Consider the following 11,682-nt stretch of genomic DNA (forward strand, 5'->3'; position numbering starts at 1 on the left):
GGCAATCGCGCCATTTTTGCCACCGCCCCGTCATCCGCCAGTATGGCAAAACAGCCCCATCTGCTCGTCGAAGCGGGTGACGTCCACGACATCGCGCTCATCCCCGGCGACCCCGGCCGCGTCGACCGCATCGCAAAGCAGTGCGAGAACGTCGAGGAAGTCGCAGCGAACCGTGAGTACAAGGTCGTCAACGCCGAGTACGAGGGCGTCCCGTTGACCATCTGCTCGACCGGTATCGGCTGTCCCTCCGCCGCCATCGCCATCGAGGAACTCTCGCGCGTCGGCGTCGAGACGTTCATCCGCGTCGGCACCATCGGCGCGCTCCAGGAGCACGTCGAGATCGGCGACATGATCGTCGCGACCGGTGCGGCCAAAGAGGAGGGCACCTCGAAACGCTACGAGTCGCCCGTCTACCCGGCCGTCCCGGACTACGACGTGCTGACCGCGCTCGTCGACTCCGCGGAGGCAAATGGAGAAGACGTCCACGTCGGTCCCATCGTCTCCGACGACGCGTTCTACAACGAGTCCGACGACTACGTTCAGGACTGGAACGAGGCCGGACTGCTCGCCATCGAGATGGAGGCCGCCACGGTCTTCTCGCTGGCCCGCCGGAAGGGACTGCGCGCCGGTGCCATCTGCACCGTCGACGGCAACCTCGTCAAGGGAACCCAGAAAGGTGCCGACAGCGACGACGAACTGCCCGAGAAGGCGAAGAACAACGTCGAGCGCGCCATCGCGCTGACGCTCGACGCCGTGACGACGCTCGCGTAGATGCGCGACCGGGTTCGCGCGCGCCTCGTCGCTCTCGGGCGTCGCCTGCGACGCGTCGAGCGCCGCGAACTCGCGGAGTTCGGCCGCTGGGTCGAGACCACGGACAACCTCATCCATCTCACCGTCCTGCTTCTCGTCCCGCTGCTCATCGCGTTCGTCACCGAACTGACGACGCTGACCGAACTCTCCTTTCTGCTCTTTCCGCCGCTCGCCTCGGGGACCTACACGCTCTTCTCGGACCCCCGCGGCAAGTACGCCTCGCCGCGGCGGTTCGTCGGCGGCCTCGCCGTCGGCGCGCTCTGCGGCTGGGGCGCCCAGCTCGTCACGATGGCAGTGCTCCCCTCAGTCGACCCCGGCACCGTCCACCCGCTCGGCGCGGGACTCTCCATCCTCTTCACGGGCGGCATAACGTGGGCACTCGACGTCGAGGAACCGGCGGCGTTCTCGACGGCACTGCTCGTCCTCGTCGCCGACACGGGCCAGCCGGTGCCGCTGTTCGGCCTCCTCACCGTCTCGCAGTCGGCGGCCTACGTCTTCGGCGTCACCGTCTCGGGCACCATCGTCGCGGCCGTCTTCGCGCTCTGGCGCGACCGCTTCTACGAGGAACGCGCGCGCTATCTCTACGGGTCGGTGCAGGGCGACGACCACGTGCTCGTCCCGATGCGCGGGGAGACCGCGGGGACGACCGCGCTGTTCGGCGCGGCACTGGCCGCCGCCCACGAGGCTGGCAAGGTCGTCCTGCTCGACGTCGTCGACGACGAACGGCTCGCGGCCGCCGAGCACGCCCTGGCCGCCGCCCACGACGAGGACAGCGCGGTCGACGGCGCGGAGCTGGCCGAGCTGGTCGAAGAGACCGCCGACGACCCCGGCGACGAGGCCGCGCGGCTGGCGGCCGCCGAGTCCGTCGCCGACCTCGAACGCCACGCCGAGGCGGTCAGGCGGCGGTTCGACGTCCCGTGTGAGGTCGTCGTCGCCAGCGGCGACCCCGCACAGGTGACCATCGACACCACCCGGACGGCCAACTGCGACCTCGTCGTGACGCCCTACGAGTCCGAGGCGGGGTCGCTCTCGCCGTTCGTCCGGAGCGTCTTTCGCGGCCCGACCGATGCCGTCGCGTTCCGGTCGACGACGGCCGTCGACCGCTGGCGGCGCGTCCTCGTCACCGTCGCCAGACCGGGCGACTCCGCGCACGCGATGATCGACTTCGGGACCCGTCTCGCTGGCGACACGGGCGGCGTCAGCGTCTGTACCTGCATCGACAGCGAGGCCGAACGCCGCCGGGCGGAGACGCAGCTCGCCAATCTGGTGGAGACGGTCGACGGAACCATCGAGACGCGGGTCGCCCGCACGGACATCCAGAGCTTCATCGACGCCAACGCCCGCTCGTACGACCTGGTGATTCTCGGCTCCAGCGGCGACCGGAGCGCGGCCTCGCGGTTCATCTCGCCGCCGACGTTCGAGCGGTTGCAGGACGTGGAGTGTGACGTGGCCGTGGTCGACCGCGGCGACCTGTAGTTAGGGAATCTGGACCGACAGCCGTGTTTTGAATCGGTCCGTCGTCTCGTTATCTTCGCGTACGGAGCCCTCGTCGGTTCGGGTGTAGATGCCTGATGGGCGACAAGCTGTGTTCTCTGGATGATTCAAGAGGTAGTACTCGCGCTGGAAGGAGTCACAGGGCCCGAGTGAAATTGCTTGGAACGAGTCTTGGACCACAGGCAAGTCGGCCGCGGTCCAGCAGCCATCCATCGGTTCGTCTGGAACGATACTGAACTCTCCGTCTTCGTTGTGGTCGACGACTGATACGGAGCTTGGTAAGTTGGGGGGCACGAGAACTATCGACGCGTCGGTGCGCTCGTGGTTGAGTTCGAGTCCCGAGAGTGGGGGAGCACCTCCGAACTGCAGACTAACGCGAGTTGATGTGCGGTTTATGAATTCGAGTGTGAGTATGCCGGGACGACGGTCTGTTGCTGCCTGCGTCACCGCGGCTTGGGTCTCAAACGGCGGTTGAGGGTTTTCAAACACATATCTTGTGGACAAATCAGAGTCGTTGGCTGAGACGAGAGAATCAAATTCCTCGCATGCCTCAGAAGGCTCTGATTCCTGATCGCCCACCGGTTTCGACGTATTAGACGGTAGAGCTTCGGTTTTGTTTTGAGGGCCGACTGGGTTGGACGGTGAAGTAACACACCCACAGCTTATCATTGATGTGCCAAAAGCGAGATTCCGAAGTATTTGCCTTCTTTTCATTTCTTTTTCAAATATATTTTATTAATTGTCATTATATATATATATTTAAACAGAATTAGCATTTAGTCATATTGGGTTCGATTGGTCGAATGTGATATTATGTGTTTTCTTAATTCTGTGTGCGGCACAACCAACGGCCTCGGACCCTGACCCATAATGTGGTGCAATAACAGCGAGAAACTCCTCACCGCCATACGTAAATTTTTTATAATGAGGCCCCCCTGAGTCGCCTGATTTTGTCGCCGCAGTTGACTTGATGAAGTAGTCTGATGGGTATTGATCGTTGCACTCAGCATTGGGTATCGGGTATTCACTGAGAGTCCCCGTTGTGGTACAAGTAGCCCAACCACGATGATATATCGTCTCGTTTGAACCTTTAAGATCTTTCAATCCCTCATAAGTAACTGTCCCTGCAATCTGACCATATTCTCCGGCGATGCTTTCTTCAGTCCCATTAAGACCATCATTATAATCAAGATTGATTGTCGCCCAATCTTGTGCTTCATCATAATCAGACACATATCCAATACGGGCACTGTCTAGTTAAGGAGCGAGCAGGTCGAAGAGCTAGTTTCCTATGCCGCTCAAAGACCTGCTCAGAGAGAGTTTAGACACTGCTACGCTTGAATGTTGGCAGCGGGAGCGGACGGCGACGCCCGTCAGGGCGTTCGCCGTCCGTCTCCATGCTGCCGGATTGTCTCTTAGAGAGACAGAAGCGATTCTTCGTCTCCTTGGCGTAGAACGATCGTTTCAAGCAATCTTTCAGTGGGTACATCGACTTGCTGACAGCCTTCCGAACCCGCCGATGGCGAAGCCGAGGCGGGTCGCGGTCGATGAGACGGCTGTCAAGATTAACGGCAACTGGTCGTGGTTGTATGTCGCAATAGACCTCGACACAAAACTGATTCTCGATGTCGCTCTCTTCGAGCGTCATGGAACCGATCCAGCGGCTACGTTTCTCCACAGCGTCACCGAGAAACACGACTGTTCAGAGGCAGTGTTTCTGTCTGATGCCTTCGGCTATCGGACTGCCTTCTATCGGTTGGGTATCAACGGTCGGGTCGACTATACCGACAGAAACCTCATCGAAAAGTGGTTTCACACGTTCAAAATGAGAGTCGACCGTTTTCACAACTCGTGGGTGGGCAGTCGGCTGAGCGCCCAGCAATGGATTGCAGTTTTTGTTCATTACTATAACGTTCAACGACCGCACCAATCGCTCGACGGACGAACGCCAGCTGAGGAGGTTATCTAGACAGTGCCCCAATACGTTTTTTATCAGTATTGTAATTATACACGTCAGTGTATACAGGAGAAACGTCACACTGTGATTGTACGACGTGAGCGGCAGTCATCAGACGTGTTTCGCCATCTTGAATTACAGTACAGGTCGCGCTCCCAGGACCAGTACTGTCCGGTTCGTCAACAGGATCTCCTCCTTCAATGATATTTACCTCTTTCTTACAGGAGTCTGGTGTGACATTAATTGGTTCTGCCATTCTTATAGGGATACCATCTACTCTGTCCGGTATGACACCACGTTCAATATTTAAACCTCTTTCTGGGTACTTACGAAGCAGTATTTCACTTTTATAACGATCACCAATCATTTCATCTGATTTGCCAATTGATACCATTTGAATACCGCTTGACTGGTCTGGCTGTAACTCCTTAATTAGACGCTGTCTTGCCTTTTCTGCTCTCTTCTCTTGTGCCCACCACTTGGAGCTAACCTCTTTTTTTGCCGGGGGACCCCGTTCTTTCCACGAATAGTAACAATCTCTGTTGTACTGTCTGTTGCTTTTCCGATCGTAGTCGGAAGCGCGGCTGCACCTGTTACCCCAAGGCTCCGGACAAAGCTGCGGCGGTTGAATTTCCCATCCAACATTGTAATTCACACAACAATTTCTTTGGTAATAATATTTGGGTCAACAGATCATTTCGGCTGACTCCGGGATAACCATTATACAGAGGCGACAACATGAGACCGTGATGAGCACCTTCGGAGACCAGCGCGTGCCGCGGCGTCAGGGGTTCGACCCGATACGGGCGATGAGCGCCCTCGACCACGAGCGACGGGCGAACCTCGTCGGGACCATCGTCGGCCATCCGAGCGGAACGCCGAGCCGAAAGGAGCTGAAGTATTACAACCCCAGCATCCCGGAGTCGACCCTGAGCGGCCAGCTCGAAAAGCTAGAGACGGTCGGTGTCGTCGAATCCGCCGAGAAGGACCGAGCGGGGTTGCGACGGGGCGAACCGTACCGCTTCTATCGGCTGACCGACGAGGCCCGCGACCTCTTCGAGCGAAACGACATCTTCGGTGCGGACCCGTACAAGAACCTCTTCGAACAGGTCGAGAAGACCGACGAGATTCGGGCGGCAGAGCAGGCCTCGCGGCCCGCCTTCGAGTGACCCGGACCACGGCCACAAACTGCGTCTGACACCGGAGCGGCGTCGCCCGCGAGCGAGAGGGACCGACACTTCGACACCGGAGCGGCGTCGCCTGCGGGTTAGGGGTTCTCCCCGTCTTCGTGCATGATGCGGTCGGCTTTCTCCTCGGAGTCCTCACTCCCGAGTGCGGACTCCACGAGCAGGTGGCCGCCGATGGTCGCCGGGCTGATGACCGTGTCCGCGCCGGCGCGTTTCATCTTGTTGACGTTCTCGCGGTGGGTCGCGGCGGCGACGATGCGGACTTCGGGGTTGAGTTGGCGGGCCGTGAGGATGGCCAGCGCGTCCTGGGCGTCCTCGTTGGTGGCGACGACGACTGCGCGCGCGAGGTCGACCTTCGCGCGTTCGAGGGTGTCTTCGTCGGCCGGGTCGGCCGTGAGGACGGTGAAGCCGCGGTCCGAGAGGCTTCGGGCGCGGTCGGAGTCCGTCGTGATGATGACGAACTCCGCCTTGCCGCCGAGTTCTTCGAGAATCGGTTCCGTCAGTTCCCCGTAGCCGAGGACGAGGATGTGGTCGTCGAGGAGTTCGAGCTGTGATTCGTTCATTTTTCCGAGTGCTTTCGAGAGGCGGGCTTCGATTGCGGGGGTCAGGAGGACACCGAGTGCGACCGCGAAGGCGGCGACGTTGATAATCAGGACGGAAACACCGAACAGTCTCGCCCGCTGTGTCGCCGGATAGATGTCGCCGTAGCCGACGGTGCTGCCGGTGACGGTGGTGTACCAGAACGCATCCGTCAAGGTTCTGACGGACCCGCTGAATTCGTCACGCAGGGCGTAGGTACCCACCGTACCGTAGACCTGTGCGCCGACGAGCGAGACGATGGCGGCCAACTGGGTCGCCGTCAGGTCGACCTCGCGGGCGAAGTGCTTGCGGTTGAGCAGGACGACCGGGAGTGTGACGCCGGAGACGGCGACGAGCGGGTAGGAGTAGATGCTGGCCTGCAGCAGGCCCTGAGCGGCGGTGACCGGCAGGAGGACCACTGTCGAGGTCCACGCCGCCCGGAGACCGCTTCGGAGACCGAGCGCGCTGGCGATCATCATGAAGCCGGTGAGCGCGCCGGTGAAGCCGACCGTCTGCTGGACGAGTTCGGGGACGTACTGCACGAGCGGGCCACTCGGGGCCGTCGAGATGTTGGCGATACCGGTCGCGACCGAGAGGATGGCGACGACGAGCGTAAACAGGATAGACGCCCGAGCCCCGATCCACTCCCGGTCGATCTGCAGCCCTCCGAGTGCCATGTCCGGTGGGTATCACGCGGTGTATAAAAAGTCTCCCAGCGCGGCCGGCGGCGTTCCCACCGCGGTCGCGGGGTTCGAGCGCGGGTCGTGCCGAGTTCACAGCGGTACAAGTATAGTGCCGGAGTGAGAGACACCGGACATGGCTGCACTCCCGGTCGAGATCCTCTACGGTATCTATCTCGGTGTGCTCGCGGGTATCATCCCCGCGGTCATCGCCGGTGGACTCGGCTTCATCTTCAAATACTTCACCGACGTCACCATCCCCGGGTTCGGTGTCGTCGTCCTCGCACTCGCGATTGCGGGTGTCAACGGCGGCCTGCTCGCGCTGAACGACCAGACGGTCCTCAACTCCGAGCACAACGTCGCCATCGTCGTCGCCATCATCGTCGTCCTGATGATCACGCTCTACGCGCACGCACAGGGTGACAAACTGGGCGCGGCACTACCGAAACGGCTCACGCTCAAGAAGATCACCGAACGGACCCTCTCGACGGACGTCGTCGACATCGTCGGCGGCCGCGGGCAGGTCCGCGTCACCGCCACCGGCGAGGTCGCCGACATCGAGGGCTATCCGCCGATGCCCGCGGAACTCCGCGCCGAACTGCAGGACGGCGAGTGGACCTTCCCGGCCGACGTCCCGCTGACCGAACTGGAGACCCGACTCGCCGACCGGCTGAAGACGGACCACGACCTCGCGGAGGTCTCCGTCCGCCTCGACGAGCGGGCGCGGGCGACCATCGCCGCCGCTCCGCCGGTCGGTGGGCTCTCGAAACGCGTCCCGACCGGCAAGCGCGCCGTCTCGGTCGGCGCGCTCGTGCCGACGGGGCTGGCCCGCGGCGACGTCGTCGACCTCGTCACGCCCGACGGCGTCGTCTCGGGGACGGTCCTCAGCGCGAAGTCGACCGAGAAGGCCGAGAAGAAGGAGAAGGCAGCCGCGACCGACGGCGGCACCGACTCGGCGACCGTCGAGCCGCCCACACCGACGTCGGTGACGGCGGGTGGTGAGGGGCGGGTGACCGTCGCCGTCGACCGCACCGCCGCGGCGACGCTCCTGGCCACCTCCTCGGCACAGGTCGTCGTGCAGGCCCGCGGGACGCTCCGGGAGTTCGAACTCACGTCGCTGCTCCGGCGTGCCGGGCGGCGGTTCCGCCGCGTGTCCGTCAAGGCCGGCGGCCCGCTCGACGGGACGACCATCGGCGAGGCGAGCGTCCGCGACACCTACGAGGTGGGTATCCTCGCGGTCAGACACGACGGCTGGCAGTTCGCCCCGCGCGGGTCGACCGCGCTGTCGGCCGGAGACGAACTGTACGTCGTCGGGACGCGCGACGCGCTCGACCGGTTCGCGGAGGTGGCGGTATGAGCCTCCTTCAGACCGCCGTCCCCATCGCGCAGGTCGTCGGCTCCGCGCTCGGCGTCGTCGGCGTGCTCCTCGGCTACGCGCTCGCCGCCGCGGTGGCCGCCGGGATCGTCTCGCTCGTCTTCCGCTGGTACTTCAAGGAACCCGCCTCCAAGGGCGTCGCCGCGCTCATCGGCGTGGCGGTCGTCGTCGCCGCGCTGAACTTCTCGGAGCTCAGCAGCGTCATCGCGGGCACCGAGGCGACCATCTTCGAGTTGGAGACCGTCCTCACGAACGTCGCCGCCATCGGCGTCGCTATCGGTGCCTCGCTCGTCGGCCAGCGCGTCGGCGACGCCGCCGCCACGAACGTCTTCGCCATCACCGGCGTGAAGGAACTCGAAGGCGAGGTCAGCAAGGTCGTCCGGTCGGTCGGCCGCGTCTCGGCCGTCACGCTCCCCGACGAGATCGACGACATGGACGAACACGACACCGTCTCCGTCGAGAAGAAAGACGAGATGGCGGGCAAGACGCTGCTGTTCCCGCGGAAGCTGACCGTCGACGAACTCCGCGACAGACTCACCACGCGGCTCAAAGACGACTACAGCGTCGGCTACGTCGACGTCGAACTCGACGCCGACGGCGAGGTAACGTATCTCGCCGTCGGCAGCCGGATGGCCGGTATCGGGCCGACGCTCACCCCCGGCGGGGCCGCCGTCGCCGTCAAGGCGGACCCGGCCAACAGCGCGAGTCCGGGCGACGTCGTGCAGGTGTGGACCGACGCGGAGACACCGGAACGGGTCCTCACCGCCGAGTTGCGGGCGACCGCTGGCGACGTGGCCACGCTCGCGGTCGACGCGGCCGACGCCGCGAAACTCGACCCCACGAAGACCTACCGACTGGTGACACTCCCCGCCGAACCGCAGACCGACCGCGAGTTCGCCTCGCTGCTCCGGGCCGCCGAGGAGACGATGGGCGTCGTGACCGTCCGCGAGGGCAGTCCGCTCGTCGGCAAGACGCTCGGCGACGTGAAACAGACCGTCGCCGCGGTGCGGTCCGACGGCAAGACCGTCGAAGCGATGCCCCCGCGGAGTCGCGAACTCGCCGCGGGCGACACGCTCTACGTCGTCGCCCGGCCGGAAGGGCTCCGCAAACTCGAAGCCGAGGCACAGGCGCAACCCTCTTCAGCCGCGGTGGGGGAGTGACCGTATGGAGTGGAAGCTGTTTGCGGACCTCGCAGAACTCGCGGGCGACCGCCACGTCGCCGTCGATGTCGACGCCGGCGACACCGTCGGCGACGCCCTCGACGCACTGCTCGCGGACCACCCGGCGCTCGAAGAGCGCGTCCTCGACGACGACGGCGAACTCCGAGACCACATCAACGTCCTCTGTAACGGCGAGAACGTCTTCATCGAAGACGGACTGGCGACGGTGCTCGAAGCCGGTGACGAACTCGCGCTGTTCCCGCCGGTGAGCGGCGGTTGAGTGGCTTTTAATTGAATTGTTTCGCATCTCAGGCAAACACCGTTCTTCCAGTGTCGTCCACGACCGAACAGGCGTCAGCGGAACGGTCAGTTGTTTGTCGCCACTCGGGTCAATACGAATGACAGAGCCCGTTATCCCCTATACCGACGACTTCCCACCAGAAGTTCCCATCATCACTTACAGACACTTCCACAAATGAGCCTGAATTACAGTCGCCGACTGAGTTTGACGGATTATACGCCATTCTGGGATCAGCTCGGACTGGTTCGTTGTCGTCCATTTCGAACTGGATCGCATACCAAACTGGCTCTGTGAAAACGTCAGAGTACGTCTTGGTTTCGCCGGGAGGGAGTACGACAGTCAAGCTTAGATTTCGCTGGGCTGCGACCACGTTTACACTGCCTGCCACTTCTCCGGGGGCATTTCCTTGACGGGAGCCGACGTCGACCACTTGCAGTGAAATCTCGTGCGGAACCACTTGATCGTTGACAAGCCTGATGCTACCTTGGTCTGGAGTTTCATCGAATGCTGAGCATCCAGCAAGACCGGCGATGGACCCGAGACTAATTGACGACATAAACGCTCGTCGGGAGGGCATACTACAAGAAGAAACTCACACTACTAATATACAACTGAATGGGCTACTCGTCTTCTGCGTCGGCCGTGCGACCGGCTTCCTCGACCTGCTGGGCCAGTGTGACCGCGTCGGCCGCGACCGTCTCGTAGTCGAGACCGGCTTCGCTGGCGACGAGGCGGAGATGGGTCGCGAGCAACGACAGGGCCTGAAAGCCCTCCTGTTGGCTGTCGGCGTCGTCGGTGCGGTAGGAGTAGGTGGTGTCGACCTCCGCGCCGTCGCGGACGACCCCGACGTGGAAGGCGGTGATGCTGTCGTCGTCGAGGAGGTCGCGGGCGGCGTCGAGCTCTGTCTGGAAGGCGTCGTCCATGGCCGCGGCTACGGAGCGGGTTCGTGAAAAGACACCGGGTGTCGGAGGCGATTACTCGGCCGGACGCGGGCGGGCGACGAACAGCGTCTCGACGATGCTGAACGGGTCGTAGACCGACTGGTGGCACTGGCAGTAGACCCCGTTCTCCGCGCCGAACCGGGCGGCGTCGGAGGCCTGCTTGTAGCCGGGGACACAGCAGAAGTGCGTACACTTGTTCAGCCAGGCGATGAAGCCCTGGTCGGTCGAGGCCTGGAGCCACGGGTCGTCCTGTGCGGCCTCTTCGATGCGCTCGCTGCGGACGACCTGGATCGGGATGACGTCGTCGGCGTCCTGCGACCGCCAGGTGCCCGTCGCGGGCTTCCCGACGCCTGCGTCGCCGATGCCGTTACCCCACTCGCGGTAGTCCGAGAAGTCGTCGACGTGGAGGCGGTCACCCTCGCTGTAGGTGTCCTGCTGCCAGGTGTAGGCCGGGTTCGCGCCCGAGCGGAAGTAGTTCTCGCTCTCGTAGTCGGGCTGGATGCCCGCGTAGGACTCGACCCCGCAGTACTGGAACCACTCCGAGGAGTAGGTGACGCCGCTGCCGCCGTAGTCGGGCGTCTCGGCGATCTGGATGGTCACACCGGCCTCCGTCTGCTCGCCGACCTCGGGCCAGACGCCCTTGATGTAGCCCTCGGAGTCGATCTCGATGGGGATCTGGGGCATCCCGCGCGGCGCGGGACCGGCGGTGTTCTCGATGGCCATCGCCTGGGTGGACCCGCCACCGGCACCGGAGGACGTGGTCGCGAGGTTGATGCCAGCAGCGCCGGTCGTGCCGACACCAGCAAGCGCCGCCCCCCCGACGACGCCCTTGACGAACCGCCGCCGACCGGACTCGGTCGGGTACTTGTCGTCGTTGTCGCTCATAGCTGACCCTTGGTGTGGCTGGTAAAAAGAGTGACGAAGTGTGCGGTGGCGTCCCGCGGGAGACTCGGCGGAAGCGACGCGCTCACGCCGGGTTTCTCCCGCTTCGACGGCTGTCCGCCGCCGCGTCTCCCCCAAACGCTGCCAGCGGGGTCGTCCCGTCGCGACCCACTCTCGAACTCGGTGGTGCTACGCGACCGTCCGGACCGGTATATATCCCACTTAGCGAGATACTTCCCCGAGGCTCGTGTCGACTCCAACGGCGTCAGCGGTCCGCGACCGCCCGCGGCCGCCGTGCCACCACTGTCATCCCGAC

Annotated in this window: 14 protein-coding genes; 7 read left to right on the forward strand and 7 right to left on the reverse strand. The window is 63.3% G+C overall.

Annotated elements, in window-relative coordinates:
- The first annotated feature begins 42 nt into the window (after positions 1-42).
- Complete coding sequence (locus BLR57_RS09960) at positions 43-771, forward strand: nucleoside phosphorylase (RefSeq protein WP_089697368.1); 729 nt, start codon at positions 43-45, stop codon at positions 769-771.
- Positions 772-2,286, forward strand: coding sequence for a universal stress protein (locus tag BLR57_RS09965; protein ID WP_089697369.1), 1,515 nt, complete (start codon positions 772-774; stop codon positions 2,284-2,286).
- On the opposite strand, the gene BLR57_RS18940 is transcribed toward BLR57_RS09965, so the two are convergent.
- Positions 2,287-2,883, reverse strand: a complete 597-nt coding sequence (locus tag BLR57_RS18940) for a hypothetical protein (RefSeq protein ID WP_139173325.1) — start codon at positions 2,881-2,883, stop codon at positions 2,287-2,289.
- Between the two features lie 201 nt (positions 2,884-3,084).
- Complete coding sequence (locus tag BLR57_RS18945; protein WP_139173326.1) at positions 3,085-3,537, reverse strand: hypothetical protein; 453 nt, start codon at positions 3,535-3,537, stop codon at positions 3,085-3,087.
- Positions 3,538-3,595: 58 nt separating this feature from the next.
- Here BLR57_RS18945 and BLR57_RS09970 point away from each other — a divergent pair, with 58 nt between their 5' ends.
- Complete coding sequence (locus tag BLR57_RS09970) at positions 3,596-4,273, forward strand: IS6 family transposase (RefSeq protein ID WP_089697370.1); 678 nt, start codon at positions 3,596-3,598, stop codon at positions 4,271-4,273.
- Here the strand turns inward: BLR57_RS09970 and BLR57_RS18950 are convergent.
- A complete protein-coding gene (locus BLR57_RS18950; protein WP_139173327.1) occupies positions 4,266-4,916 on the reverse strand; it encodes a hypothetical protein in 651 nt (216 codons plus the stop codon). The genes BLR57_RS09970 and BLR57_RS18950 overlap by 8 nt on opposite strands.
- A 94-nt stretch (positions 4,917-5,010) precedes the next feature.
- Here BLR57_RS18950 and BLR57_RS09975 point away from each other — a divergent pair, with 94 nt between their 5' ends.
- Complete coding sequence (locus BLR57_RS09975; protein WP_089697371.1) at positions 5,011-5,430, forward strand: restriction endonuclease subunit S domain-containing protein; 420 nt, start codon at positions 5,011-5,013, stop codon at positions 5,428-5,430.
- A gap of 98 nt (positions 5,431-5,528) precedes the next feature.
- Here BLR57_RS09975 and BLR57_RS09980 read toward each other — a convergent pair whose 3' ends face one another.
- On the reverse strand, positions 5,529-6,704 hold the full coding sequence (locus tag BLR57_RS09980) for an NAD-binding protein (protein WP_394327572.1): 1,176 nt from the start codon (positions 6,702-6,704) through the stop codon (positions 5,529-5,531).
- 139 nt (positions 6,705-6,843) lie between these two features.
- Here BLR57_RS09980 and BLR57_RS09985 point away from each other — a divergent pair, with 139 nt between their 5' ends.
- From BLR57_RS09985 to BLR57_RS09995, 3 genes are read left to right on the forward strand one after another with little or no spacing between them, the layout of a single operon-like run.
- Entirely contained in the window at positions 6,844-8,064 is a 1,221-nt protein-coding gene (locus BLR57_RS09985; protein ID WP_089697372.1) for a potassium channel family protein, read from the forward strand.
- On the forward strand, positions 8,061-9,242 hold the full coding sequence (locus tag BLR57_RS09990) for a cation:proton antiporter regulatory subunit (RefSeq protein WP_089697373.1): 1,182 nt from the start codon (positions 8,061-8,063) through the stop codon (positions 9,240-9,242). The genes BLR57_RS09985 and BLR57_RS09990 overlap by 4 nt, the downstream gene beginning before the upstream one ends.
- Positions 9,243-9,246: 4 nt before the next feature.
- A complete protein-coding gene (locus tag BLR57_RS09995; RefSeq protein ID WP_089697374.1) occupies positions 9,247-9,522 on the forward strand; it encodes a ubiquitin-like small modifier protein 1 in 276 nt (91 codons plus the stop codon).
- Positions 9,523-9,631: 109 nt separating this feature from the next.
- Here BLR57_RS09995 and BLR57_RS18955 read toward each other — a convergent pair whose 3' ends face one another.
- The 3 genes from BLR57_RS18955 to BLR57_RS10005 are packed head-to-tail and all read right to left on the reverse strand — an operon-like array spanning position 9,632 to position 11,369.
- Positions 9,632-10,120 (reverse strand): hypothetical protein, encoded by a 489-nt coding sequence (locus BLR57_RS18955; protein WP_170830605.1) that lies wholly within the window; start codon positions 10,118-10,120, stop codon positions 9,632-9,634.
- 43 nt (positions 10,121-10,163) lie between these two features.
- Positions 10,164-10,466 carry a DUF8113 family protein gene (locus BLR57_RS10000; protein WP_089697375.1) on the reverse strand — a complete coding sequence of 101 codons (303 nt, stop codon included), beginning with the start codon at positions 10,464-10,466 and terminating at the stop codon, positions 10,164-10,166.
- Between the two features lie 51 nt (positions 10,467-10,517).
- Positions 10,518-11,369 carry a cytochrome B gene (locus BLR57_RS10005; protein WP_089697376.1) on the reverse strand — a complete coding sequence of 284 codons (852 nt, stop codon included), beginning with the start codon at positions 11,367-11,369 and terminating at the stop codon, positions 10,518-10,520.
- Between the last annotated feature and the right edge of the window lie 313 nt (positions 11,370-11,682).

Origin of the sequence: Halogranum gelatinilyticum, from assembly GCF_900103715.1 — an archaeon.
Classification (GTDB): Archaea; Halobacteriota; Halobacteria; order Halobacteriales; family Haloferacaceae; genus Halogranum; species Halogranum gelatinilyticum.

Excerpts from the sequence above, each read along its gene's own strand:
- BLR57_RS09995 (WP_089697374.1), top strand. The coding sequence starts at position 9,247 with ATGGAGTGGAAGCTGTTTGCGGACCTCGCAGAACTCGCGGGCGACCGC.
- BLR57_RS09960 (WP_089697368.1), top strand. The coding sequence starts at position 43 with ATGGCAAAACAGCCCCATCTGCTCGTCGAAGCGGGTGACGTCCACGAC.
- BLR57_RS10005 (WP_089697376.1), bottom strand. The coding sequence starts at position 11,369 with ATGAGCGACAACGACGACAAGTACCCGACCGAGTCCGGTCGGCGGCGG.
- BLR57_RS09965 (WP_089697369.1), top strand. The coding sequence starts at position 772 with ATGCGCGACCGGGTTCGCGCGCGCCTCGTCGCTCTCGGGCGTCGCCTG.
- BLR57_RS09975 (WP_089697371.1), top strand. The coding sequence starts at position 5,011 with ATGAGCACCTTCGGAGACCAGCGCGTGCCGCGGCGTCAGGGGTTCGAC.
- BLR57_RS10000 (WP_089697375.1), bottom strand. The coding sequence starts at position 10,466 with ATGGACGACGCCTTCCAGACAGAGCTCGACGCCGCCCGCGACCTCCTC.
- BLR57_RS09980 (WP_394327572.1), bottom strand. The coding sequence starts at position 6,704 with ATGGCACTCGGAGGGCTGCAGATCGACCGGGAGTGGATCGGGGCTCGG.
- BLR57_RS09970 (WP_089697370.1), top strand. The coding sequence starts at position 3,596 with ATGCCGCTCAAAGACCTGCTCAGAGAGAGTTTAGACACTGCTACGCTT.
- BLR57_RS09985 (WP_089697372.1), top strand. The coding sequence starts at position 6,844 with ATGGCTGCACTCCCGGTCGAGATCCTCTACGGTATCTATCTCGGTGTG.
- BLR57_RS18955 (WP_170830605.1), bottom strand. The coding sequence starts at position 10,120 with ATGCCCTCCCGACGAGCGTTTATGTCGTCAATTAGTCTCGGGTCCATC.
- BLR57_RS09990 (WP_089697373.1), top strand. The coding sequence starts at position 8,061 with ATGAGCCTCCTTCAGACCGCCGTCCCCATCGCGCAGGTCGTCGGCTCC.